Source organism: Streptomyces sp. MMG1121 (assembly GCF_001280015.1).
In the GTDB taxonomy this organism is placed as follows: Bacteria; Actinomycetota; Actinomycetes; order Streptomycetales; family Streptomycetaceae; genus Streptomyces.
This window is the reverse complement of the sequence record NZ_LGDV01000251.1, coordinates 239,740-263,076: the sequence shown is the minus strand read 5'-3', so window position 1 is coordinate 263,076 and position 23,337 is coordinate 239,740. Positions and strand designations below refer to the sequence as shown.

19 protein-coding genes and 2 pseudogenes are annotated in these 23,337 nt (G+C 71.6%); 13 read left to right on the top strand and 8 right to left on the bottom strand.

The features are described from left to right. Positions 1-10: 10 nt before the first annotated feature. Both ADK64_RS39650 and ADK64_RS39645 read left to right on the top strand, forming a co-directional pair. The gene (locus ADK64_RS39650; protein WP_053667182.1) at positions 11-709 is read left to right on the top strand and encodes an HAD family hydrolase; all 699 of its coding nucleotides are present in this window, start codon (positions 11-13) and stop codon (positions 707-709) included. A 149-nt stretch (positions 710-858) separates the two neighbouring features. After that, the gene (locus ADK64_RS39645) at positions 859-2,328 is read left to right on the top strand and encodes an MFS transporter (RefSeq protein WP_053666953.1); all 1,470 of its coding nucleotides are present in this window, start codon (positions 859-861) and stop codon (positions 2,326-2,328) included. A 53-nt stretch (positions 2,329-2,381) separates the two neighbouring features. Here the strand turns inward: ADK64_RS39645 and ADK64_RS39640 are convergent, their stop codons facing one another. Beyond that, positions 2,382-3,143 carry a LysR family substrate-binding domain-containing protein gene (locus ADK64_RS39640; protein WP_053666952.1) on the bottom strand — a complete coding sequence of 254 codons (762 nt, stop codon included), beginning with the start codon at positions 3,141-3,143 and terminating at the stop codon, positions 2,382-2,384. Between the two features lie 58 nt (positions 3,144-3,201). Here ADK64_RS39640 and ADK64_RS39635 point away from each other — a divergent pair, with 58 nt between their 5' ends. From ADK64_RS39635 to ADK64_RS39630, 3 genes and pseudogenes are all read left to right on the top strand, one after another. Next, positions 3,202-3,603, top strand: coding sequence for a DUF5997 family protein (locus ADK64_RS39635; RefSeq protein WP_053666951.1), 402 nt, complete (start codon positions 3,202-3,204; stop codon positions 3,601-3,603). A gap of 96 nt (positions 3,604-3,699) precedes the next feature. Next, positions 3,700-4,103, top strand: a pseudogene (locus tag ADK64_RS44460) (DUF4132 domain-containing protein); the annotation flags it as partial. Positions 4,104-4,498: 395 nt separating this feature from the next. Continuing rightward, positions 4,499-6,229, top strand: coding sequence for a hypothetical protein (locus ADK64_RS39630; RefSeq protein ID WP_234384907.1), 1,731 nt, complete (start codon positions 4,499-4,501; stop codon positions 6,227-6,229). On the opposite strand, the gene ADK64_RS39625 is transcribed toward ADK64_RS39630, so the two are convergent. Together ADK64_RS39625 and ADK64_RS39620 are read right to left on the bottom strand one after the other, a co-directional pair. Beyond that, the gene (locus ADK64_RS39625) at positions 6,222-8,666 is read right to left on the bottom strand and encodes an ATP-binding protein (RefSeq protein WP_063790032.1); all 2,445 of its coding nucleotides are present in this window, start codon (positions 8,664-8,666) and stop codon (positions 6,222-6,224) included. The genes ADK64_RS39630 and ADK64_RS39625 overlap by 8 nt on opposite strands. A 177-nt stretch (positions 8,667-8,843) precedes the next feature. Continuing rightward, entirely contained in the window at positions 8,844-10,295 is a 1,452-nt protein-coding gene (locus tag ADK64_RS39620; protein ID WP_053666948.1) for an amidase, read from the bottom strand. Between the two features lie 284 nt (positions 10,296-10,579). Here ADK64_RS39620 and ADK64_RS39615 point away from each other — a divergent pair, with 284 nt between their 5' ends. The 3 genes and pseudogenes from ADK64_RS39615 to ADK64_RS48225 all read left to right on the top strand — a co-directional run. Continuing rightward, positions 10,580-11,767, top strand: a complete 1,188-nt coding sequence (locus ADK64_RS39615) for a cytochrome P450 (protein ID WP_053666947.1) — start codon at positions 10,580-10,582, stop codon at positions 11,765-11,767. A gap of 320 nt (positions 11,768-12,087) precedes the next feature. Continuing rightward, a complete protein-coding gene (locus ADK64_RS39610; protein ID WP_053666946.1) occupies positions 12,088-12,303 on the top strand; it encodes a DUF4177 domain-containing protein in 216 nt (71 codons plus the stop codon). Between the two features lie 153 nt (positions 12,304-12,456). Next, positions 12,457-12,732: pseudogene (locus ADK64_RS48225) on the top strand (SAM-dependent methyltransferase); the annotation flags it as partial. A gap of 44 nt (positions 12,733-12,776) precedes the next feature. Here ADK64_RS48225 and ADK64_RS39605 read toward each other — a convergent pair. The 3 genes from ADK64_RS39605 to ADK64_RS39595 all read right to left on the bottom strand — a co-directional run bounded on the left by ADK64_RS39605 (position 12,777) and on the right by ADK64_RS39595 (position 15,453). Then, entirely contained in the window at positions 12,777-14,201 is a 1,425-nt protein-coding gene (locus tag ADK64_RS39605; protein ID WP_053666945.1) for a DEAD/DEAH box helicase, read from the bottom strand. 186 nt (positions 14,202-14,387) lie between these two features. Beyond that, positions 14,388-14,591, bottom strand: a complete 204-nt coding sequence (locus ADK64_RS39600; RefSeq protein ID WP_053666944.1) for a cold-shock protein — start codon at positions 14,589-14,591, stop codon at positions 14,388-14,390. 439 nt (positions 14,592-15,030) lie between these two features. Further along, positions 15,031-15,453, bottom strand: a complete 423-nt coding sequence (locus ADK64_RS39595) for a secondary thiamine-phosphate synthase enzyme YjbQ (protein WP_053666943.1) — start codon at positions 15,451-15,453, stop codon at positions 15,031-15,033. Between the two features lie 361 nt (positions 15,454-15,814). Between ADK64_RS39595 and ADK64_RS39590 the strand changes: the two genes are divergently transcribed. From ADK64_RS39590 to ADK64_RS39575, 4 genes are all read left to right on the top strand, one after another. Next, positions 15,815-16,717, top strand: a complete 903-nt coding sequence (locus ADK64_RS39590) for an ABC transporter permease (RefSeq protein WP_053666942.1) — start codon at positions 15,815-15,817, stop codon at positions 16,715-16,717. After that, complete coding sequence (locus ADK64_RS39585; RefSeq protein ID WP_053666941.1) at positions 16,690-17,436, top strand: ABC transporter ATP-binding protein; 747 nt, start codon at positions 16,690-16,692, stop codon at positions 17,434-17,436. The genes ADK64_RS39590 and ADK64_RS39585 overlap by 28 nt, the downstream gene beginning before the upstream one ends. A gap of 65 nt (positions 17,437-17,501) precedes the next feature. After that, positions 17,502-18,515, top strand: a complete 1,014-nt coding sequence (locus ADK64_RS39580; protein WP_199829846.1) for an ABC transporter substrate-binding protein — start codon at positions 17,502-17,504, stop codon at positions 18,513-18,515. 122 nt (positions 18,516-18,637) lie between these two features. After that, on the top strand, positions 18,638-19,717 hold the full coding sequence (locus ADK64_RS39575; RefSeq protein WP_053666939.1) for an NAD(P)-binding domain-containing protein: 1,080 nt from the start codon (positions 18,638-18,640) through the stop codon (positions 19,715-19,717). 12 nt (positions 19,718-19,729) lie between these two features. Here the strand turns inward: ADK64_RS39575 and mltG are convergent, their stop codons facing one another. Beyond that, positions 19,730-20,626 carry an endolytic transglycosylase MltG gene (gene mltG / locus ADK64_RS39570; protein ID WP_053666938.1) on the bottom strand — a complete coding sequence of 299 codons (897 nt, stop codon included), beginning with the start codon at positions 20,624-20,626 and terminating at the stop codon, positions 19,730-19,732. A gap of 76 nt (positions 20,627-20,702) precedes the next feature. Then, positions 20,703-22,511 (bottom strand): ABC transporter ATP-binding protein, encoded by a 1,809-nt coding sequence (locus ADK64_RS39565; protein ID WP_053666937.1) that lies wholly within the window; start codon positions 22,509-22,511, stop codon positions 20,703-20,705. Positions 22,512-22,625: 114 nt separating this feature from the next. On the opposite strand from ADK64_RS39565, the gene ADK64_RS39560 reads away from it, so the two are divergent. Continuing rightward, the gene (locus ADK64_RS39560) at positions 22,626-23,075 is read left to right on the top strand and encodes a MarR family winged helix-turn-helix transcriptional regulator (protein ID WP_053666936.1); all 450 of its coding nucleotides are present in this window, start codon (positions 22,626-22,628) and stop codon (positions 23,073-23,075) included. The last annotated feature ends 262 nt before the right edge of the window (positions 23,076-23,337 follow it).

Genomic DNA, 23,337 nt, shown 5'->3' with positions numbered 1-23,337 from the left:
GCTGGACCGCATGAGCGATCTCGGCACTCTCTCGGTCATCTTCGATCTCGACGGCACGCTGGTGGACAGCGAGCCCAACTACTACGAGGCGAGCCGGCAGACCCTGGCCGCGCATGGCGTACCGGACTTCACCTGGGCGGAACACGAGAGTTACGTCGGCGTCAGCACCGGGGAGACGGTGGCCCGGTGGCGGGAGCGCCACGGTCTGAGCGCTCCGGAGGGCGATCTGCTCGCCGAGATGAACCTCCGCTATCTGGAACTCGCGCGCGCCCGGACGCCGGTGTACCCCGAGATGCGCAAGTTCGTGGAGCTGCTGGCCGCCGACGGGGTGCCGACGGCGGTCGCCTCGGGGTCCTCCCCGGAGGCGATCGAGGTGATCCTCGCGGGGACGGGCCTGGGCGCGTACCTGCGCACGGTGGTGTCCGCGGAGGAGGTGCCGCACGGCAAGCCCGCTCCCGACGTCTTCCTGGAGGCGGCCCGGCGCCTGGGCACGGACCCCGTCGACTGCGTGGTCCTGGAGGACGCGGCGCCGGGCGCGGCCGCCGCCCACGCGGCCGGGATGCGGTGCCTCGCGATCCCGTACGTGGCGGCACAGGCCCTCGCGCCCGAGTTCGCCACGGCGGACCTGCTGCTGCACGGCGGCCAGGGGGAGTTCACGGCGCAGTCGGCGTACGCGTGGCTGCGGGACACCGCCGCCCGCGCTCACTGAGCCCCGTACGGGCCAGTACACGAGCCTGTCCTGCGGCCACGGGGGCCGGTGCGACTGGCACTGCGGACACGGCCGTTCGCGCCGGTCCGCCGTGGTGCGCCCGGATGTCCCGTCGTGCGGGAGGGGCCGTGGCTGCCTAGCGTGATCACATGACCACAGACCAGGCGGGACCGGCCGTCGGCGACCGGCGGTGGAAAGCACTCGCTGTCTGTCTGACCGCTGCCTTCATGACCTTGCTGGACACGTCGATCGTGAACGTGGCCCTGCCCTCGATGGAGCGCGGGCTGGGCGCCGACGAGGCGGACCTGTCGTGGGTGATGTCCGGCTACGCGCTCGCCTTCGGCCTCTCGCTCGTCCCGGCGGGGCGGCTCGGGGACATGCGGGGGCGGCGCGAGACCTTCCTGACCGGGCTCGCCCTGTTCACGCTGGCCTCGGCGGCCTGCGGGCTGTCCTCCGGCGCCGCCTGGCTGGTGCTGTTCCGGCTGGTCCAGGGGGCGTCCGCGGGCCTGATCGCACCGCAGACCTCGGCGCTGATCCAGCAGATGTTCCAGGGCCCGGAGCGGGCCCGCGCGTTCGGCATGATGGGCAGCACCATCGGGATCTCCACGGCGGTCGGCCCGCTCGCGGGCGGCCTGCTGATCCAGGCGGCCGGCGGACCCGACGGCTGGCGCTGGGTCTTCTACGTCAACCTGCCCATCGGGGTCGCCGTCTTCTGCGCGGCACTGCGGCTGCTGCCCCGCTCCCCCGGCTCACCGGGCAAGCGCGAGTACTTCGACCTGCCGGGCGTACTGCTGCTGGGTTCGGGTGTGCTCGCCCTCATGCTGCCCCTGGTGCAGAACCAGCAGTGGCACGGGCCGCTGAAGTGGGCCCTGCTCCCGGTCGGCGGCGGTCTGCTGGCCGCGTTCTGGGCGTGGGAGCAGCACCAGGGGCGCCGCGGCCGGGCTCCGCTGATCGACCTCGGGCTGTTCGAGCTGCGCTCCTTCTCGCTCGGCACGCTGCTGAGCCTGGTGTACTTCGCCGGATTCACGACGTTGTTCTTCGTCTACACGCTGTTCCTGCAGAACAGCATGGGATACAGCGCGCTCGCGGCGGGCCTGTCGTCCATGCCGTTCGCGCTGGGCGCGGCCGTGGGCGCCGCCGCCGGGGGCCGACTGGTGCTGCGGTTCGGGCGTCGGCTGGTCATCGCCGGGCTGAGCACGGTGGCGGTGGGGATGCTCGGTGTCATCACGGCCGTGCAGTTCGTGCCGGGGCGGGCCGTGGCCTGGGGAGTCGCACTGCCGCTGCTCGTCGCGGGCATCGGTTCGGGCCTGACCATCTCGCCGAACACCACGCTCACCCTGTCCCGCGTGCCCGTGGGCCGGGGCGGAGCCGCGGGTGGTGCGCTGCAGACCGCTCAGCGCATCGGCTCGGCGGGCGGCATCGCCGTCGTGGGCTCGGTGTACTTCGCCCACCTGGCCCATCACGGCAGCCCCGCGACCGCGCTCCAGCTCGGCCTGCTGACATCCGTCGGCATCATCCTGCTCGCCCTCCTCCTGGCCTACACCGACCTGCGGGAACGCCGCGCTCACCCCGAGGGGGAGCGGAGGGCCGAGGCGGCTCGGCAGGGGTCTCAGCCTTAGGCCTTCGCCTCTGATCCGCCCGGCCGCCGCCGTACGCTGGCGCCGCCGTCGGCTCAGGACCTCCGGCGCGGCTTGCCGCGTTTGGGGGTCGGCTTGCCTCCGGTCGCGCGGGGGCGCGGTGTGCGGCCCGGGGACTTCGCCTGTGGCTTCTTGCGGGTGGCCGCGCTCTCGGAACGCTTGGTCTTCTGCTCGGCGGGAGGCTTCTCGCGGCCCCGGGTGCTGTTGACCGTGCGGCCGCGGACGATGCCGATGAAGTCCTCCACCAGGTCGGTGGTGGCCTCCTCCGGCCAGGACAGGGCGACGCTCGACTGGGGGCCGTCGGTGACCGGGCGGTAGGTGAGGTCCTTGCGGTGGTAGAGGCGGGCCAGGGACTGCGGGACGACCAGGAGGCCGACGTTCGCGGCGACCAGTTCGATCGCGTCCGGTGTCGTCGCGGGGCGCTCGAAAGCGGGCTCCCCCGGCGGGCTGTCCCAGTCGAAGACGTCGTCCAGGGGGTGGAAGAGCACCTCGTCGGCGAGGTCGGCGAGGGTGACCTCCTCCGCGGCCGTGATCAGATGGTCCTTGGGCACGACGACCACCGTGGTCTCGGTGTAGAGGGGGATCGCGCTGAAGAACGTACGGTCGACCGGGAGCCGTACGAGACCCGCGTCGGCCTCGCCCGCGCGCAGGATCTCCGGCACCTCGGCGGCGGGGACCTGGACGAGGGTGAGCGGGATGTCCGGCTGGCGTTCGTTCCAGGTCTTCACCCATTTGGCGGGCGTCACTCCGGGGACGTACGCGAGCCGGAACGACGGTGATTCCTCCGAGCCTGTCACCAGGCCAGGTTACCGGCCGTGGTCGGCGGCCGGGCACGCGGCCGATACCCTTGACCTCATGAGTTCGCAGCAGAGCACCCAGACGATGAAGCCCGCGACCGCGGCGAAGAAGCTGGGTGTGTACCTCCCCGCCACCCCCGCCTCGTTCCAGGAGGGCGTCGTCACGCGCGCCGAACTGAACGAGCTGCAGGCGAACCCGCCGCAGTGGCTGAGCGAGCTGCGCCGCACCGGCCCCCACCCGCGTCCGGTGGTCGCCGCGAAGCTCGGCGTGTCCATCGCCGGCCTCGCGCGCGGCGGGGTCACCGAGGCACTGACGACCGAGCAGATCGAGGCGCTCAAGCAGGAGCGGCCCCAGTGGCTGGAGAAGGAGCGCGCCACCCAGGCCGAGGTCCGCAAGGAGGCCGCGCGGATCAAGAACCTGAAGCAGGAGAAGGCGGAACGCGCCGACGGGCGCGACTGACCGCCCCCTTCCACCTCCGCTTTCCTGCCTGTCCACAACGCCCTCCGGCCTCCGGGGGGCGTTGTCAGTGCGCTGCCCCGCAGTTCCCGTCACTTGATCAGTGCGTGTGCGGGAGGCACGTATGAGTGGGTGTCGGCCGGCGACTACGAAGTCGCCCTCGACGGCGGGAAGGTGGTGTGCCGCAATGCCTCGGGGCGGCCGCTGAAGTCGGTGCCGCCGAAGATCGCGGACGATCCGGCGGTCGTGGGCCTCAAGCAGCTCGTGGAGTGGCTGGAGCGGCACGAGCGGCAGTGCCTGGCCGATGCCGAGCGGTGGATGGTGCGTTCCCTGCCGGTGCCCACGCCGTCGTCACGCGCGTGTGGCCCGACCCCGCCTGACAGGCGGCGCTGCGCGACCTCGTCGTCACCGGTGTGGACGAGCAGGTCACCGGCTTCCTGCGGGACGCCGACCCGGAGCGCGGCCTGGGCCTGGCCGACCTCGCCGGCGACACCGTCCGCATCGGTCTCGAGGGGGCCACCGTCTCCCCCGGCGGGCGGCTCGGCGCGGGCGCGGGAGTACGGGCGGTCGCGGCACCCGGGGCGGGCTGGCGCGCGGAGCCGCTGGACCGGCTCTGGGCGGTGCCCGTGGCCGAGCAGATCCGACGGACCCGGACCGCTTCGCCCGCACGTGGCTGCCGGCGGCCCGCTACACCGACGAACCGGACCGCGGCAGGCCCACCCGGAGGCCTGGGCTCACTCTCCGTGATTCGTTACCGTGGACCGGTCCGCCGGGAGCGATCAGAACTGAAGGGTTGTCAGCCAACTTGTCATCTGATAAAGCGACTGTCCCGCGAACCGCGAACCGCGAACCGCGAACCGCGAACCGCGAACCGGCTGACCGGTTCCCGGAGGTTCCGGTGAGACCCGGATTCCTCCGGGTCCCGGTGGGCCCCGACGCCCACCGCTGGCGTACGTTCCCCGCCGCACGGACGCTCGTCGTCGCCGCCCGTACCGTGACCTCCACCGTACGGGTCCTCGAGTCGCTGCCCGCCGTGCTCCGCGACGACCCCCGGGTGAGCGTCGTCTTCGCCCACGACCCCACCTCCGCGTTCGCCGACGGGGTGCCGGAGCTCCTCAGCGCCGCCGGATGCCGGGTCATGCCATGGCAGCAGCTGGCGGACATCAGGGCCGATCTGATCCTCACGGCCAGCGAGAACGTGGACATACCGGAGGGCGACTGCCCGGTCCTGGTGCTGCCGCACGGCGTGGGCTTCCAAAAACGCGTCCCGGACGCCCGCGGATCGCACGACCGGCTGTCCGGCCTCGTCCCCGACGCCCTGCTGGAGTCCGGCCGCGCCTTCCTCGCCGTGTCACACCCGGAGCAGGAGCGGCAGCTCCTCGCCGCCCATCCCAAGACTGCGGGCCGCACCCTGCTGCTGGGCGACCCCTGCTACGACGAGTTGCGCACCGGCCGGGCGCACAGGGACACGTACCGGGCGGCCCTCGGCGTCAGCACGGGTCAGCGGCTCGTCGTGATCAGCTCCACCTGGGGACCCACCTCCCTGCTCGGCCGGCACCCCGACCTGCCGGTCCGTCTCCTGGGCGCGCTCCCCCACGACGCCTACCGGGTGGCGGCCGTCGTCCACCCCAACGTCTGGTCGGCGCACGGCGACTGGCAGATCCGCGCGCTCCAGGCCTCGGCTCTCGAGGCGGGCCTGATGCTGACGGCACCCGTGCACGCCTGGCGTCCGGCGCTGGTCGCGGCGGACCTCGTGATCGGCGACCACGGCTCGGTGACCCTCTACGGTGCCGCCCTCGGCACACCGGTGCTGCTCGGTGCGTTCGGCGCCGACGCGGTGCCGGACACCGCGGCGGACGAGCTGGCCGCGGCGGCGCGGCGCCTGGATCCGGGCGGGGATCTGGCGGCGCAGGTCGAGGACGTCGTACGCGACCACGCCCCCGAGCGGTACGAAGCGGTGGCGCGGCGGGCCTTCGCCGGACCGGGGCAGGCGCTCGCGCGGCTGCGCACGGCCGTCTACGAGTTGCTGGACCTTCCGGAGCCGAACTCCGGGCCCCCGCCGGACCTGCTGCTGCCCGCCCCGGAACCGGCCGCCGCGCCCGTCACCTCCTGGACGGTCGTCACCGAGGCGGACGAGGAGGCGGCCGGTCCGGTCGTGGCGGTGCGCCGGTATCCGGCGACGGCGCATGCGTACGGGCAGTCGCACGGGCGCGGTGGGTTCGAGGCGGAGGATGCCCCCTACCGTTTCGCCCATCTCGCCTGCTCGGACGCGGAACGCGATCGCCGGCTGCTCGAGAGCGCCTCCGTGATCGAGTGCACCGACCGCGCCGGATCCGACGCCGAGGCGCTGCGCCGGATCCGTGACACGCTGGCGAGGCTGCCCGGGAGTCTGCTGGCAGTCTGCGCGGTGCGGGACGGTCGCCATCTGGTCGGGCTGCGGGACGGTCGGGTGATCGAGGCGGCGGTGACCGGACCCGCGACGCCTCCCGGGCTCGTGGCGGCGGTCGTCTACGCCTGGCTGCGGCAGGGCCGTCCGCGGGGCGAGGCGCTGCTGACCCTGCGGATCGCCGGAGTGCGGGACGAGGACGTCGTACTGCGCCCGCGCCCCGCTTCCCCGCTCGTCAGCTGAGATCCTCCAGCCGCCGGCGCACGACGTCCACGCGCAGGCTGCCGTTCGCCTCGTGGATGGCGAGGGCCCGGGTCAGCCACGCGCGCACCCGGTCCGGATGGCGGCCGGTCCGCTCCGCGAGATCGGCGAGGTCCTCCAGCGCATCGGCCTCATAGCTGTACGCGCCGTGCTCCTTGAGGCTGTCGGCCGCCGCTTCCAGCGCTTGGAAGGCTTCGTCGGTCTCCTCGCGGTGGGCGTGGACACGGCCCAGGGCGCGCAGGGCGCGAGCCGCCATCCGCCCGTCGGGCTCAGGGAGGTTCAACAGGTCCGCGCGCGCCTGGCCGAGCAGGGCGAGGGCCTGGTCGTGGTCGCCCTGGGCGTCCAGGGCCGAGCCGAGGAAGAGCAGGGCCAGGGCCTCGCCGCGCCGGTCCTGGGCACGGCGGTTGAGGTCGAGGCAGTAGCGGTAGGTCTCCACGGCCCGGGCCGGTGCGAAGCGTTCGAGGTGGCGGCCGTGGAACTCCTGGACGGAGGCGCGCAGCAGCAGCCGGTCGGTGGGCTCGGCGAGGGCGACGGCCCGCTCCAGTTCGGTGCGGGCGGCGTCGTGTTCGCCGAGGTCCGTGAGGGGGCGGGAGAGCAGGCTGCGCAGCCGGGCCTCGCCGGCCAGGGCCTCCGCGGCGGTGCCGGTGCCGGCCGCCGGGTCGGCGGCCTCCGCGGCGGCGGCCTCCGCGGCGGCGGCCTCGACGCCCAGGCTGAGGGACTCCTTCCAGGCGCCGAGATGGCGGTGGTGCAGGAACAGCACGGTGAACGCCTCCGCCAGCGGCCAGGCGAGCCCGTACAAGCGGTGTCGTACGGCCGCGCGCAGGACGGCGAGGATCGCGGGGCACTCGGCGTCGAGCCAGGTCAGCGGGGCGGGGCCGCCGGGCGCGGAGAAGGGGTCGGTGGCCCGCTCCAGCAGCTCGGTCAGGTCGGCGACGCGCAGCCGGTCCGCGCGTCGAGCCCGGTCGGCGAAGGCCGCGAGGACGAGATAGTGGGTGGTCACCCGCTCGATGAGGGCGGTCTCCTCGGCGGGCCGCTCCTCCGTCACGGCACGCTCGCGGGCGTAGAGGCGGACGAGGTCGTGGACGCGGTAACGGCCGTCGCGGTCGATCTCCAGCAGACTCGTGGCGGCCAGTTCGCGCAGCAGCCGCCTGGCCGTTCGCCGGTCGACGCCCGCGGCGGCGGCCGCGACCGACTCGTCGAACAGTCCGGCGGGCAGCCAGCCCAGCAGCCGGAACATCCGGGCCGCTGCGGGCGGCAGCAGACGGTAGGAAGGGCCGAGGACGGCCGACAGCGAGTAGCCGCCGCCGGGCAGGGAGAGGCCCTCCAGCCGCTCGGCCTCGTCCGCCAGCTCCTGGGCCAGGTACGTCAGGGACGGGGCGTCGCCGGTGGCCAGCCGGGTCGCCACGATGCGCAGCGCCACCGGCAGCCCGCCGCAGAGGTCCACGAGGTGCTCGGCCGCGACGGGTTCGGCCGCGACCGCGGCCTCTCCGCACTGGTCGGTCAGCAGCTTCAGGCCGCCCTGCGTGTCGAGCGGTTCCAGCGCGATGAGTTCGGCGCCGTCCACGGCGACGAGTTCGCCGAGCCGGGTGTGGCTGGTGACCATGACGGTGCTGCCATGGCCCGCGGGGATCAGCGCGCGCACCTGGGCGGCGAGGGTGACGTTGTCGATGAGGACGAGCATGCGCCGGTCGCGGGAGTGGTTCAGGTACTGCCGCCTCAGCTCCTCGAACCTCTCGGAGACATGCGCGTCGCTGCCCAGCAGCGCCCGCAGGATCGAGGCGAGGGCCTGTGAGGCCATGGCGGGGCCCATGGCCGGGCCCACGGCCGACTCGTCGCGCAGAGCGCCGTAGTCGACGTAGAAGAGGCCGTCGGGGAAACGGGCGCGTTCCTTGTCCGCCCAGCGGCAGGCGATCGCGGTCTTGCCGACGCCGGGCAGCCCGGCGAGCACGGCGAGGTTGACCCGGCCGGGCGCGCCGCACAGGGCGTCCATCCGGTCGAGTTCGGCGATCCGGTTGCTGAACGTGCCGGTCAGGGTGGGCAGCTGGTCGGGCTGCGCGCCGGGCGCCGCCGGTTCGTTCGAGGGGACGTCGAAGGCGATGTCGTACGACGTTCCCGGAAGTACCTCGGCCAGCAGCCGGCGCAGTTCCTCCGCCGCCTCGGGATCGTCCTCGAGGATCCCGAGCAGGCGCCGTTCCCAGTCCGCGGCGACCCGGTCGGCCGCGCTCTCCTCGTCGCCGTGCCGCCTGGCCGCGGCCAGCTCGTCGCGGACGGCGTCCAGCTCACCGTCCGCCCCGCGCCGGGAGAGCCAGCGGGTGACCCGCCGCCTCACGTGCTTCATGTTCAGCCAGGCGTCCGTGACGGCCAGCCCGACCACAGCAGTGGCCGCCTGTGCGGCGAGTGTCCCCAACTCGGCTTCCACCAAGCCCCCTTCACGTCGTCCACGGCGCCGGAACGGACCGACCCCACGGTAGAAGGATCTTCGCCGGAATCCCAGTCGGCACCGCCGGACTCCGGAACTCGTGGCGCGAGAGCGACGTGGCGACTCCGGGTGCAGCGTTCGCGATGCGGGTCCCCAACGGACACCCGGGAGTACGCCCTACTGCGGCGCCTGGAAGCCGCCGATCTTCTGCTCGAGCAGTTCGGCCAGCCTCAGCGGGGTACGGTCCTCGAACATCGGACCGATAAGCTGCACTCCCACCGGCAGTCCCTCGGGAGACCGGCCCGCCGGCACGGCGGTGGCGGGCAGGCCGGGCATGGTGGGCAGACCGGCCCAGACGAGCTGGTCGAGGTACGGGTACTCGACGCCGTCGATGTCGATCCGGCGTTCCCCCGGATCGGGGTTGTGGTCGTGCGGGAACGCGGGAGTGGGCGTGATGGGACACACCACGGCGTCGAACTCGGCGAAGAGCTGCCGCCAGCCGTGGCGGTGGAGTTCACGACGGCTGTTCGCCTCGATCCAGTCGCGGTGACTGAGCACCATGCCGCGCAGCCGCGCCGCGTCGAGGCTCTGGTCGTCCGCGCTCAGTGCGGCGGCGCGAGTCCGCAGCTGCTCGTACGCTTCGACGGGAAAATGCGCACCGGAGCTCGAAAACAGCAACCGCGCGTAGAGCAGGGTGGCTTCGGTCAGATCGGGCAGCAGCGAACTGTGCCGTTCGACGCGGGCGCCGCCGTCGACGAGGGCGTCGGCCACCCGGTTCACGCCTGCCCGCACAGCGGCCCCGGTCGGAAGGAGCGGATGCTCGTCGAGGACCAGGACCCGGAAGTCGCAGAGCCGCTCGTGGCGCGCGGGCGGCAGCGTCAAGTCGTACGCCACACCCAGCGTCAGCGGGTCCGGTCCGGCCATCACGTCGAGCAGGAGCGTGAGGTCACGGGCAGTGCGCGCCATGGGACCGACGACGGCGAGGTCGCCGTCGGCCGGCAAGGCCGGCGCGGGCGGCGGGACCATACCGCGGGTCGCCGCCAGCCCGAGTGTCGGCTTGTGTGCGTAGACACCGCAGAAATGTGCGGGGGTGCGCAACGAACCGGCCATGTCGGAGCCGATGGACAGCGCGCCGAATCCGGACGCCAGGGCCGCAGCTGATCCGCCGGACGACCCACCCGGCGTACGACCGTGATCCCACGGGTTGTTGGTGGTGCCGTAGATCTCGTTGAAGCTCTGCACATCTTGCAGCCCCAAGGGGACGTTGGTCTTGCCGAGCACCACCGCGCCCGCGGCCTTGAGCCGCGACACCTGCACCGCGTCCTCGGCCGGCGTGTAGTCCCGGTGAAACGGTATGCCCCAGGTCGTGGGCAGCCCTGCGATGTCGTAGGACTCTTTGACCGTCACCGGAATGCCGAGCAGCGGCCGGTCCTCACCGCGAGCGCGCGCCTGGTCGGCACCGAGCGCGGCGGCCCGTGCCCGGTCGAAGTCCGGCACACAGATCGCATTGATCGCCTTGTCCTGCCGTTCGATACGGGCGATCGCCTGGTCGGTCAGTTCCGTCGACGTCACTTCACCGGCACGCAAGGCAGCCGCGAGTTCTTCGGCCGTCCGAAAAATCCAGTCCATGAATCCGACCGTACCGGCCGCCGCGACAGGTCATGAAATGTCGCTTCACGCAACGGAATTGACGTCTCGATACCCTGGCGGCACCGTTGCCGCCGTCACCGTCACCTGCCGGATGCCGGATCCCGGTTCCGGCGGTACGTGGATCCATTCCTTGTCCGTGCCCGCCACACTCCGCGTGCGTGCCCGCCACACTGCGCTGGGGCGGCCTTCGCACCTATCCTTGACGCTCCGAGTGGGCTCCGGAGAGGCCGGAATTCCAGGAACGGGAACAGGGGACTGCTTCCATGGAGACAGCGCGCCGGTTTCCGCTCGGCTCCGCGACCACTCTCACGGAGCTGGAGGACGCCCCCCACCCCCGGCTGGCCCTGCTGCGCGCCCGCGAACCGGTTTCGTGGCTCCCCGTGCTGGGCGGCTGGCTGGTGACCCGGCACGATCTGGCCCTGCGCGTGATGCGCGACGCGGCGACCTTCACGGTGGACGACCCCCGCTTCTCCACCGCCCAGGTGGTCGGCCCGAGCATGCTCTCCCTGGAGGGCGCCGAGCACAAGCGGCACCGGGCCCCCTTCACCGACCCGTTCCGCACGCATGATGTGCACGACCGGTTCACCGGGTTCGTCGAACAGGAGGCCGCCCGGCTCGTCGAAGGCATCCGACCGCACGGCAGCGCCGAACTGCGCCGTGCGGTGGCCGGGCCCCTGGCCGTCGCCGTCGTCGCCGAGGCGCTGGGCCTGGTCGACGCGGACGCCGAGGCGGTGCTGTCCTGGTACGACGCCATCGTGAGCGCCGTCTCCGACATCACCGCAGGGTTGTCGGCGAACCCCGCCGGAGTGGCGGCGTTCGACCAGTTGCGAGGAAGCGTCGAGGCGACGATCGAGGGAGGAAGCGACGCGTCGCTGCTGGTCGCGGCGGCCGAGAGTAGGCGCCTGAAGCTGCCGGAGGTGGTCGCCAACGCCGCGGTGCTGATGTTCGGCGGTATCGAGACCACCGAGGGCATGATCGCCAACGCCGTACTCCACTTGCTGGCCGACCCGGGTCGACTCGCCCTCGTGCGTGCCGACCCGGACCTGGTCGACGCGGCGATCGAGGAGTCGCTCCGCCTGGAACCCGCCGCGGCGGTCGTGGACCGCTACGCCACCGCCGACGTGACGATCGGCGGCGCCGACGTGCGGCGCGGTGATCTGGTGGTCGTCTCGCTCGCCGGCGCGAACCGCGACCCCGGCATCTTCCAGGACCCCGACAGTTTTGATCTGCGGCGGGGCAACTCCCACCGCCAACTGGCCTTCGCGCACGGCCCCCACTTCTGTCTGGGCGCCCATCTTGCCCGCCTGGAAACCCGCGTCTGCCTCCTCGCACTCCTCGACCGCCTCCCCGGCCTGCGGCTCGACCCTGCCTCGCCCACCGCGCCCCGAGGCCTGGTCTTCCGCAAGCCCCCGGCTCTGCGCGTCCGCTGGGATGTGCCGGCGCAGCGCTGACGCGACGCCGGGTCACGTCCGCGAAGCAGGTCAGGTGGCCTGGGTGCCCGGCCGGCAAGCGCAGTGGACCTACCCGCCGGACCTGCCCGCCCTGGACCGCACGGCGCTTGGCTCGCGCCTGAGGTGCGCCCCGTCGTCGCGGTCCGACTCGGCGCCACGCAGGCCACTGCGACAGAGGCCGCGCCACGAGGTCGCCCCCGGTGACATGACCTCCACCCCGCCGTGTGGGGCAACGCCGAACGGTGATTGGCTGTCCCCGGTTCCGTCAGCCAGTCCATCCACCGGCCCATCCACCGGTCCATCCACGGGAAGGCCCCACCATGAGCAACCCCTACGCCCTCGAGTACAAGGTCGTCACCTTCCGCGAGTCACTGATCGGAGACGCACTGGACAGCGACAAGCTGGAGAAGGTTCTCAACAAGCACGCCGAGGACGGCTGGGCCCTCAAGGCGATCACGTCTGCCGACGTCAAGGGCCGTATCGGGCCCGGTGCGGTCGAGGGCCTGCTTCTCACTCTGGAGCGTCCGCGCCGCTGACGGCACGGGTCCTGCACGACACGGTGAACGGCGGGCCCCGCCGCGCTCGGCAGTCGCGCGCGTACGGGGCTGGGCCAGAACGTCGGCCACCGCCGACGCGACGGCGACGGGCACCCTGTGCGGGGCCACGAGCACGCCGGCGAACGTACCGCCGGGCAGAACGCGGTGCCGTGCGACGTCTCCGTGCGGCGGGCCGGCTTCGACGCCTTCGATCCGGGCGGGCAGTTTCTCGTCTCGCACCGCTTCACCCGCGACGGCGACGACGGCCGCTACCGCCGCGGCAACTTCCGGCACCGGTACGCATGGCCAGCCGAACTCGACCTGACGGCACGGATCGTGTGGCCCGAGCGGGAACGACGCGCCGTGGACCGGGACGGGGCGCCGTTCAACCGGGCTTCCGCGCAGCACAGCTCCGTGCGGGACAGGCCCGGCCTGAGTCACGCACACCGGGTGACGAGGGCGCCGTGGCGGAGCTATGCGCCACGACGGACCCGGGCGGCCTTGCGGGCCTCGGCCAGTTGGCGGGCCTCAGCGGACCGGCGAGACTCACCACCGCCGACGGCCCGCCCCGGGCGGGTGCCCAGACCGCGGAAGGGAGCGCCGCCGCGCTTCGGGCGCTCCGCGACCGGCCCGCTGCCGCCGACGGGGACACCGGAGGGAGCCTGGGCGCCAGTGATGCGGCTCAGCTCGGCCTCGCCGGAGCGGACCTGCGTGATCCGCGGCCTGATGCCCGCGTCGGACATGAGACGGGCCATGTCCCGGCGCTGGTTGGGGAGGACCAGCGTGACGACGCTGCCGGACTCGCCGGCGCGGGCCGTACGGCCGCCGCGGTGCAGGTAGTCCTTGTGATCGCTGGGCGGGTCGACGTTGACGACGAGGTCGAGGTCGTCGATGTGGATGCCCCGGGCCGCGACGTTGGTGGCCACCAGCGCCGTGACGTCGCCGGTCTTGAACCGTGCCAGGGTGCGGGTGCGCTGGGGCTGCGACTTGCCGCCGTGCAGCGCCGCGGCCTTCACACCGCTGCTCAGCAGGTGCTTGGTGAACTGGTCGACGGCATGCTTGGTGTCCAGGAACATGATCACGCGCCCGTCGCGGGCGGCGATCTCGGTGGCGGTGGCGTACTTGTCGGCGCCGTGCACCTGCAGCACGTGATGCTCCATCGTGGTGACCGTGCCCGCCGACGGGTCGACCGAATGGACCACCGGGTCATTCAGGTAGCGACGGACCAGGACGTCGATGTTGCGGTCCAACGTGGCCGAGAACAGCATGCGCTGACCGTCGGGACGTACCTGGTCCAGCAGTTCGGTGACCTGCGGTATGAAGCCCATGTCCGCCATCTGGTCGGCCTCGTCCAGGACGGTGATGTTCACTCGGTCCAGACGGCAGTCCTTGCGCTCGATGAGATCCGCGAGGCGACCCGGAGTTGCGACGACCACCTCGGCCCCGGCACGCAGTGCGCCGGCCTGCCTGCCGATCGACATTCCGCCGACCACGGTGGCGAGCCGCAGCTTCAGCAACCGGGCGTACGGTGCGAGCGCGTCGGTGACCTGCTGGGCCAGCTCGCGTGTGGGGACGAGGATCAGGGCCAGCGGCTTCCGCGCCTCGGCACGCTGCCCGGCCGTGCGCACGAGGAGCGCCAGACCGAAGGCGAGCGTCTTGCCCGATCCGGTGCGCCCGCGGCCCAGGACGTCGCGCCCTGCGAGGGAGTTCGGCAACGTGGCGGCCTGGATCGGGAAGGGCTCGTTCACGCCGAGGCTGGTGAGCGCCTTCAGCATCTCGACGGGCATGTCCAGTTCACCGAAGGTCGCAACCGCGGGGAGGGCCGGTGTGACGGTGACCGGCAGCGCGAACTCCCCCTGTGGACGGAGACGGTCGTTCGTGCGAGCTGAACGGCTCATGGAGAACCTTCCTCGGCAGGGCACGCATCGAGGAATTCCCGACAGGAATGAGCCGGACGAATTGCAAGAACGAGCCGAATGTGAGACTAAAAGAATTCCACCGGAATATGGAAACCGGTATGCAAAAAGCAGGAAGCTGGGGCCCCGCCGCAAGGCGGGACCCCAGCCAACTCATACGCTTTGACGTCAGGCGGGAGTGATGTTCTCCGCCTGCGGACCCTTCTGGCCCTGAACGACGTCGAAGTTCACCTTCTGGCCTTCCTGGAGCTCACGGAAGCCCTGGGTGGCGATGTTCGAGTAGTGGGCGAAGACGTCCGGGCCGCCGCCGTCCTGCTCGATGAAGCCGAAGCCCTTTTCCGCGTTGAACCACTTGACGGTGCCAGTAGCCATGTCACATCTCCTCGGGGCAGTGCCCGCGGGCCCACACCGTGTGGACCCCTGCGTTGCCACAATGAACCCCGTCCGGATAAGCACCGGAGATACAAAAACGCCCGACGAGATACAGCCGCCGAGGCACTTGAAGTTTCGGGAACCACAACTGCAACTAGTTACAAGTTTAGCACGGTACACACATTCGCACTACTTTCACCCGGCGCCTACGCCCACTACGCCGAGATCGTGCACTTCACGGCCGGCCTTCCGCTCTCCCGGCACACCACGCGGGCACGATGGATCGACGGAGGGCTCCGGCCCCGCACACGATGGCGCTCCCTGGTCGGGACACGTCGCCACCACCTCACGACGGCTCATGACGCTCACGAGTGATCACACACGAGCGGGGCGGCGTTCGGTGCCGCCGGAATTCCGCGCCACGGTTCCGGCACACGCATCAGCCGAGGAAACTCAGCCGAACCTGACGGTCGGGATTGTCCTTATTCGTATCGACCAGACACACCGACTGCCAGGTGCCCAGCTCCAGGCGCCCGGCGATCACCGGGAGGGTCGCGTGGGGCGGGACGACGGCCGGCAGGACATGGTCTCGGCCGTGGCCGGGGCTGCCGTGGCGGTGCTGCCAGCGGTCGTCGGCGGGGAGCAGGGTGTGCAGGGCGGCGAGGAGGTCGTCGTCGCTGCCGGCGCCCGTCTCGATGACGGCGATCCCGGCGGTGGCGTGCGGGACGAAGACATTGAGCAGCCCGTCACGGCCGGCCGCCGCGTCCCGGAGGAAGTCCTCGCAGTCGGAGGTGAGGTCGACGACCCGCTCCCGGGAGCCGGTGGAGACGTGCAGCGTACGGGTGGTGAAGGCTTCTGGCATGCCCCCATCCTGGCTCATACGCCGGGATTCCCCCTGGGTGGCGCGACCATGTCCTGATATTCGAGGTCCACAGGCCGAGACACCATTGACCGTGGACCGCCCATCTGGCTACGTTCAGCCGCATGTTGCGTTCAGCCCTGCTCACCTCGCGCGGTCACATCGACCTGCTGTGGGTGGCCTCTGCCGCGTGTCGCCGCGGCTGCTGACGCCCTTCTTCCGCTTCACCCTTCCAGCACGCTCCGGCGTCGCCCTCGTGCGCACCTGACCAGCTTCTGAGACAGGCGTACCGCGGCTCGGCAGCGCACCGTTCGCCGCCCCGCCCTTCCCCTCACTCCCGCTCGCCCTTCCCCGCGGAGCATCCATGAGCATCAGTCATGCCCCACCCAGCTCTCCCGAACCCGATATTTCCGGTATATCCAAGCCGCAGGATCCCGGAACAGCTCGCTCCGGCCACACCGCCCTCGACCTCCAGCCCGTCGTCCCCGCCGCCTCCCGCTCCCTGCGCATCCCCCGTTGGCTACGCCGTACCGCGGGCCCGATCCTGCTGCTGGCCCTGTGGCAACTCCTCAGCGCCACCGGCGTACTGACGGCCGATGTGCTGGCCTCGCCGGGCCGGATCACGCAGGTCGGCTGGGACCTGATCAGCGACGGCTCGCTGCCGTCGGCCATGGCGACCTCGCTCCGGCGCGTCGCGCTCGGGCTGCTCTTCGGGACCCTGACCGGCACCGGACTCGCCCTGGTTTCCGGGCTGTTCCGGATCGGCGAGGACCTGGTGGACGCGCCGGTGCAGATGCTGCGGACGGTGCCGTTCGTCGGTCTCATCCCGCTGTTCATCATCTGGTTCGGCATCGGCGAGGCCCCGAAGATCGCCATCATCACGCTCGGCGTGACCTTCCCTCTCTACCTCAACGTGTACGCCGGGATCCGCGGCGTCGACTCCCAACTCATCGAGGCGGGCGAGTCGTTGGGGCTGTCCCGGCGGGGGCTGGTGCGGCACGTCGTACTCCCGGGCGCGCTGCCCGGTGCGCTGACCGGGCTGCGCTACTCGCTCGGTATCGCCTGGCTCGCGCTGGTCTTCGCCGAGCAGGTCAACGCCGACTCCGGGATCGGCTTCCTGATGGTGCAGGCGCGGGACTTCCTGCAGACCGACGTGATCGTGGTCTGCCTGATCGTCTACGCCTTCCTCGGCCTGCTCGCCGACTTCATCGTCCGCTCCCTCGAAAGGCTGTTGCTGCAATGGCGACCGACGTTCACCGGCCGGTGACCCCCACGATCTCCACGGCCGTGCACGTCGAGGGGCTGACCCGCTCCTTCGACGGCCGTACGGTCATCGACGATCTGCACCTCGACATCGCGCCGGGCGAGTTCGTCGCCCTGCTCGGCCGCAGCGGCTGCGGCAAGTCGACACTGCTGCGCATCCTCGCCGGACTCGACCGTGACATCCGGGGCACCGCACTGGTCCCCCGCCGCAGGGCGGTCGCCTTCCAGGCGCCCCGGCTGATGCCCTGGAAGAAGGTCTGGCGCAACGTCCTGCTCGGTCTGCCCGGTAAGTCCGAACGCGCCGTTGCCGAGCGGGCGTTGGCCGAGGTCGGTCTCGGACACCGCGTGGATGCCTGGCCGCGGACCCTCTCCGGCGGCGAGGCCCAGCGCGCCTCGCTCGCCCGGGCCCTGGTGCGCGAGCCCGATCTGCTGCTGCTCGACGAGCCGTTCGGCGCCCTCGACGCACTCACCCGGATCAAGGCCCAGCGCCTGGTCGGGGAGTTGTGGCAGCGCCGCGGCTGCGCCGTGCTGCTGGTCACGCACGACGTCGAGGAGGCCGTTCTGCTCGCCGACCGCGTCCTGGTGATGGACGGCGGCCGTATCGCCCACGAGCAGCGCGTCGGCCTCGACCGACCGCGCGAGATCACCGACCCCCGCTTCGCCGCGCTCCGCGCCGGCCTGCTGGAACGGCTCGGCGTCCACACCGCCGCCGAAGCCGCCTGACCCCGGGAAACACCCTGCACATGAGCCAGACCCCACCGAGCCCCCCGCACATGAACGGAACCGTCATGCGACGACGCCTCGTCCCCGCCGCACTGCTCCTCCCCTTCGCATTTGTGCTCACCGCCTGCGGCGGGAACTCGTCCGCGAGCACCGGCAGCGACATCGACGGAAAGGGCTCCGTCACGCTCGACGTCGGTGACCAGAAGGGCGGTTCGGAGGCCATCCTTCGCGCCGCCGGTGAGCTGAAGAACCTGAACTACAAGATCAAGTGGTCCACCTTCACCTCCGGCCCGCCGCTGCTGGAAGCGGTCAACGCGGGGGCCGTCGACATCGGCGGCGTGGGCAACACCCCGCCCGTCTTCGCGGCCGGCGCCGGCTCGAAGATCTCTGTCGTGGCCGCCTGGCACGGCACGTCCAGGGGCGACGCGATCCTCGTGCCCCATGGCTCCAAGCTGACCGGGCCGGGCCGGCTCAAGGGCAGGTCCATCGCCGTGGCGCAGGGCTCGTCCGCGCACTACCAGTTGATCGCCTCGCTCAAGGCGGTCGGGCTCAGCCTGGCCGATGTCAAGGTCAAGTACCTTCAGCCGGCCGACGCGCTCGCCGCGTTCACCTCGGGCAAGGTCGACGCGTGGGCGGTCTGGGACCCGTACACCTCCCAGATCCTGCGGTCCGGGCAGGGCCGCGTGCTGACCACCGGCGAGGGCGTCACCAACGGGCTCACCTTCCAGGTGGCCGCGCCCTCCGCGCTGAAGGACCCGAAGAAGGCCGCCGTCATCAAGGACTACCTGGCCCGGCTGCGGCGGGCGCAGGTGTGGGTCTACAGCCATCAGCAGGAATGGGCCAAGGTGTGGGCCAAGGACACCGGGCTGCCGTACGACGTGGCGCTGGACTCGGTGCGGCGGACCAACTCCACGCGCGTCGCCGTTGCCGTCGACAAGCCGCTCGTCGCCTCCGAGCAGCAGATCGCCGACACCTTCACCGAGTTGAAGCTCATCCCCGGGAAGGTGGACTTCGGTGCCTTCGTGAACACCCGGTTCAACGGCGGCCTGCCGCCGTCGACGACCCCCGCCAAGGGGTGATCCCGGGCAAGGGCTGCGCAGGGGGCACCGCGGGACCGGCCCGTACGACCTCGGTCGGCCCGTGGAACAGGGCCGCCCAAGGCGCCGGGAAGATGCGTGCCCGCCCCCTGGTTGGTGGAAGCGTGAACGAATCGCGCGAGGTCGAGGTTGTCGTCATCGGCGCTGGTCAGGCCGGGCTGTCCAGCGCCTACCATCTGCGGCGCACCGGTTTCGAGCCGGACCGCGACTTCGTGGTGCTCGACCACTCCCCCGCGCCGGGCGGTGCCTGGCAGTTCCGTTGGCCCTCGCTGACGTACGGCAAGGTGCACGGGATGCACGCACTGCCCGGCATGGAGCTGACGGACGCCGATCCGGCACGGCCGTCGGCCGAGGTCATCGGCGCGTACTTCGACCGGTACGAGCGCACCTTCGACCTGCGCGTGCAGCGGCCCGTCGACGTCCGGGCCGTACGGGAGGGCGACGGCGGCCGGCTGTCCGTGGAGACCTCGGACGGCACCTGGTCCACGCGGGCACTGATCAACGCGACCGGCACCTGGGACCGGCCGTTCTGGCCCCGCTACCCCGGTCAGGAGACCTTCCGCGGGCGGCAGTTGCACACCGCCCAGTACGCCGGCCCCGAGGAGTTCGCCGGGCAGCGGGTCGTGGTCGTGGGCGGCGGCGCCTCGGGCACCCAGCACCTGCTGGAGCTGGCCCCGTACGCGGCCGCGACCACCTGGGTCACCCGGCGGCCGCCGGTGTTCCGCGAGGGGCCGTTCGACCAGGAGGTAGGCCGTGCGGCGGTCGCACTCGTCGAGGAACGGGTGCGTCAGGGGCTGCCACCGCGCAGTGTGGTCTCGGTCACCGGGCTGCCCCTCAACGACGCCATCCGGCAGGGCCTCGCGGACGGGGTCCTCGACCGGCAGGCGATGTTCGACCGGCTGACTCCGGACGGTGTGGAGTGGAACGACGGGCGCCGTGTCGTCGCCGACGTGATCCTGTGGGCCACCGGGTTCCGGGCCGCGCTGGAGCATCTCACCCCGCTGCGGCTGCGCGAGCCCGGCGGCGGGATCCGGGTCGAGGGCACCCGGTCGCTCGCCGACCCGCGCGTCCACCTCGTCGGTTACGGCCCCTCCGCCAGCACCATCGGCGCCAACCGGGCCGGACGCGCTGCCGTCCGGGACATCAGGCGGCTGCTGGGCGAGGAGCAGCAGGCCGCCGCGTGACGTCCCGTCGGCTCAGCGAACCGAAGACTGCGCCGAGACCGGGGACGGGCCCTCGCTCGGGCCGGGCGACTGCCCCTGGCCGGCGCCCTGGTGGAGGGCGTTGAACTCCGCCACGTTGCTCATGTGCGTCGCGTAGTCGGCGGAGAAGCGGGTGTCCCCCGGCCTGACGGTGACGAAGTACAGCCAGTCGCCCGGCGTCGGATCGAGCGCGGCACGCACCGCCTCCTCGCCGGGGTTGTCGATCGGCGTCGGCGGCAGGCCCCTGCGCTGGTATGAGTTGTACAGGCTCTCGATGCGGGTGTCGTCCTGACTGGTGCGCACGGTGTTGCGGTTCAGCGCGTAGTTGATGGTGGAGTCCATCTGCAACGGCATCCCGCGCTCCAGCCGGTTGATGACGACCCGGGCGACCTTGCCCATGTCCGCCTTCGTCGCGGCCTCGGCCTGGATGATGCTGGCGATGGTGACGGCCTGGTAGATGTTCATCGAGTTGCGCTGCGCCCCGGCGGCGACCGGCGCCGCGTTGAACCTGTAGTTGGCGGCGTCGACCATGGAATGCAGCAGGGACTCGGGCGTCGCCCCCTTCGGCAAGGGGTACGTCGCCGGGAAGAGATAGCCCTCCGGGTTGCCCTCCGCATCGCTCGGCAGATTCAGGCCGGCCCTCCCCAGGGCCTTGCGGGTGCTGTCCGGGGTCAGCGCGAGGGCCTTGTCGACCGCCTCGTACACCTGCCTCGCGCGCCAGCCTTCAGGGATGACCAGAACGGCGGACCGGGTCTCCTCGGGGCCGCTGTCCAACGTCAGCAGCGGCACCGCCACGGCGGTACCGGCCACGACGGCGCCGGCCACGACGAGGACGAGTCTGCCCCGGCGTGTCAGTCGGATCGTGCTCCGCGGCGGAAACTTCATCTGCATGCGGGAACGTTAATACGTATATCCCCCTATACCTGGCATATGTTCAGTCCGTCGGCCGCAGCGTCGGCCCGTGCGTTCAGCTCACCGGCTCCAGTTGCGCGTCCCGGCGCACCAGGGCGGCGTACCGCCCGTCCTGCTCCAGCAGGTCCTCGTGCGTGCCGCGTTCGGCGACGCGGCCGGAGTCCAGCACCACGATCTGGTCGGCGCCGCGGATCGTGGACAGGCGATGGGCGATCGTGATCGTCGTCCGGTCGGCGGACAGGGCGTCGATGGCGTCCTGGACCGCGGCCTCCGTACGGGTGTCGAGCGCGCTGGTGGCTTCGTCGAGGATGAGGACCGGCGGATCGCGCAGGATGGTGCGGGCTATCGCGAGGCGCTGCTTCTCGCCGCCGGAGAAGCGGTGGCCGCGTTCACCGACGACCGTGTCGTAACCGTCGGGCAGCGCGGCGATGTGGTCGTGGATCTGTGCCGCCTTGGCCGCCGCGTGCAGTTCAGCGTCGGTGGCGTCCGGCTTGGCGAAGCGGAGGTTGTCGGCGACGGAGGCGTGGAAGAGGTACGTCTCCTGCGAGACGACGCCGACCGCCCGGGCGAGGGTGTCGAAGTCGAGGTCACGGACGTCGATGCCGTCCAGTGTGACGCGGCCTCCGGTGACGTCGTAGAGCCGGGGCACCAGATAGCCCAGCGTGGACTTGCCGGCGCCGGTCGGGCCGACCACGGCGAGGCTGCCGCCCGCGGGCACGGTGACGTCGATGCCGTCGAGGACCGGACGCGTCGTGTCGTCGTTGTCGTAGCGGAACTCGACGCCTTCCAGCCGTACTTCGCCCTTGATCCGGTCGAGGTGGACGGGCCGCTCGCGCTCCGTGATGTCGATCGGCAGGTCGAGGTACTCGAAGATGCGCTGGAAGAGGGCGAGGGAGGTCTGGATCTGGACGCCGGTCGCGAGCAGGCTCACGGCCGGGCGGAACAGGCCCTGCTGGAGCGAGACGAAAGCGACGATGGTGCCGAGCGAGACCTTCGGGCCGCCGAACTGGAGGGCCAGACCCGCGGTCCAGTAGATGACGGCGGGCATCGCGGCCATGACGATCGTGATCACGGCCATGCGCCAGCGTCCCGCCATGTTCGACCGCACCTCGAGGTCGACCAGGCCCTCGGACTCCTCGGCGAAGGACGCGGTCAGCGAGTCCGAGCGACCCATGGTGCGGCCGAGCAGGATGCCGCTGACCGAGAGGGATTCGGTGACCGTGGCGGCCATCGCGGCCATCTGCTTCTGCCGCTGCGTGGTGATCTTCTTGCGCTCGTTGCCCACGCGGCGGCTGATCCACACGAACGCCGGCAGCAGGAGCAGCGAGACGATCGTGAGCCGCCAGTCGAGGGCGACCATCGCGACGATCGTGGCGATCACGCTGGTGGCGTTGGAGACCAGGGAGGTGGCCGTGGAGGTGACGGTCGCCTGCATACCGCCGATGTCGTTGGCTATCCGCGACTGCACCTCACCGGTGCGGGTTCGGGTGAAGAAGGCGAGCGACATGCGCTGCAGCCGGCCGTAGACAGCGGTGCGCAGGTCGTGCATCACACGCTGGCCGACGGTGGTCGAGATCAGCGTCTGCAGCACGCCGAAGACGCTGGAGAGGACCGCGCTGAGGATCATGCCGAGCGCGAGCAGGCTCAGCAGGCCGGTGCGACCCTGGGGGATCGCGACGTCGAGGGTCTCCTTCAGCAGGAACGGCGTGGCCACCGAGACCAGCGAGGCGGCGCCGACCAGCAGGCCGACGATCGCGAGCCGCCCGCGGTAGGGACGGAAGAGCTTCAGGATGCGGCGCACCTGCCGGGGCTGTTCCTTGGTGTCGGCAGGCGGGGTCCAGGAGATTTCACGGTCGGGATTCATGGGCTCCCACGGAGGTGAACGGGCGCCGGCCGAAGGACGGCCGACGATGACTGACGGATCGTAGCTCATTGTTACCTATACTCACAATGAACGGCATCCTGATATTGTTCCCGCATGAGCACCCCAGATTCCGACGGCCTGCTCGCCGAGCAGTTGCTGCGACTCACCCGCCGGGTGCACCGCATCCAGAAGCACCATCTGGAACAGCGCGACCTGGGCGTCACTCCGGCCCAGTCCCGGCTGCTGCGCACCCTCGCGCATTACCCCTCGCCGCCGCGCATGGCCGACCTTGCCGAGCGCCTGGAGGTGGTGCCGCGCGCGGTGACGACGCTGGTCGACGGGCTGGAGGCGAGCGGGAAGGTGCGACGGGCGGCGGACCCGGCGAACCGCCGCGTGACCCGGATCGAGCTGACCGACGAGGGGCGCGCGGCCCTGCGCGAACTGCGCGGGGCACGCCGTTCGGCGGCCGAGGAGATACTCGCTCCGCTGACCGAGAAGGAGCGCGAGGTGCTGGGCGTACTCCTGGACACGCTCATCGACGGGGAGGCGGCCAAGAGCTGCTGACATCGGGGGCAGCGCACCGTTTGGCACGGGCCGGCGACGGCCCCGCACACGATCAGTACGGCCTGCCGACGACCGCCCGGCCGTCGGCACCGATCGCCGACGTCCCCCGCATCCCGCGCTCCACCGGCACGCACTGCTGACGATCCTGCGGCCCGTACCGGCGGAAAGCGGAAATACGGGCCGGCGATCACGCTGTCTGCTCCGTACCGGGCCGGCTCGACCGATCCCCGGCCACGGCCCACACACAGCACCGGCCAGGATC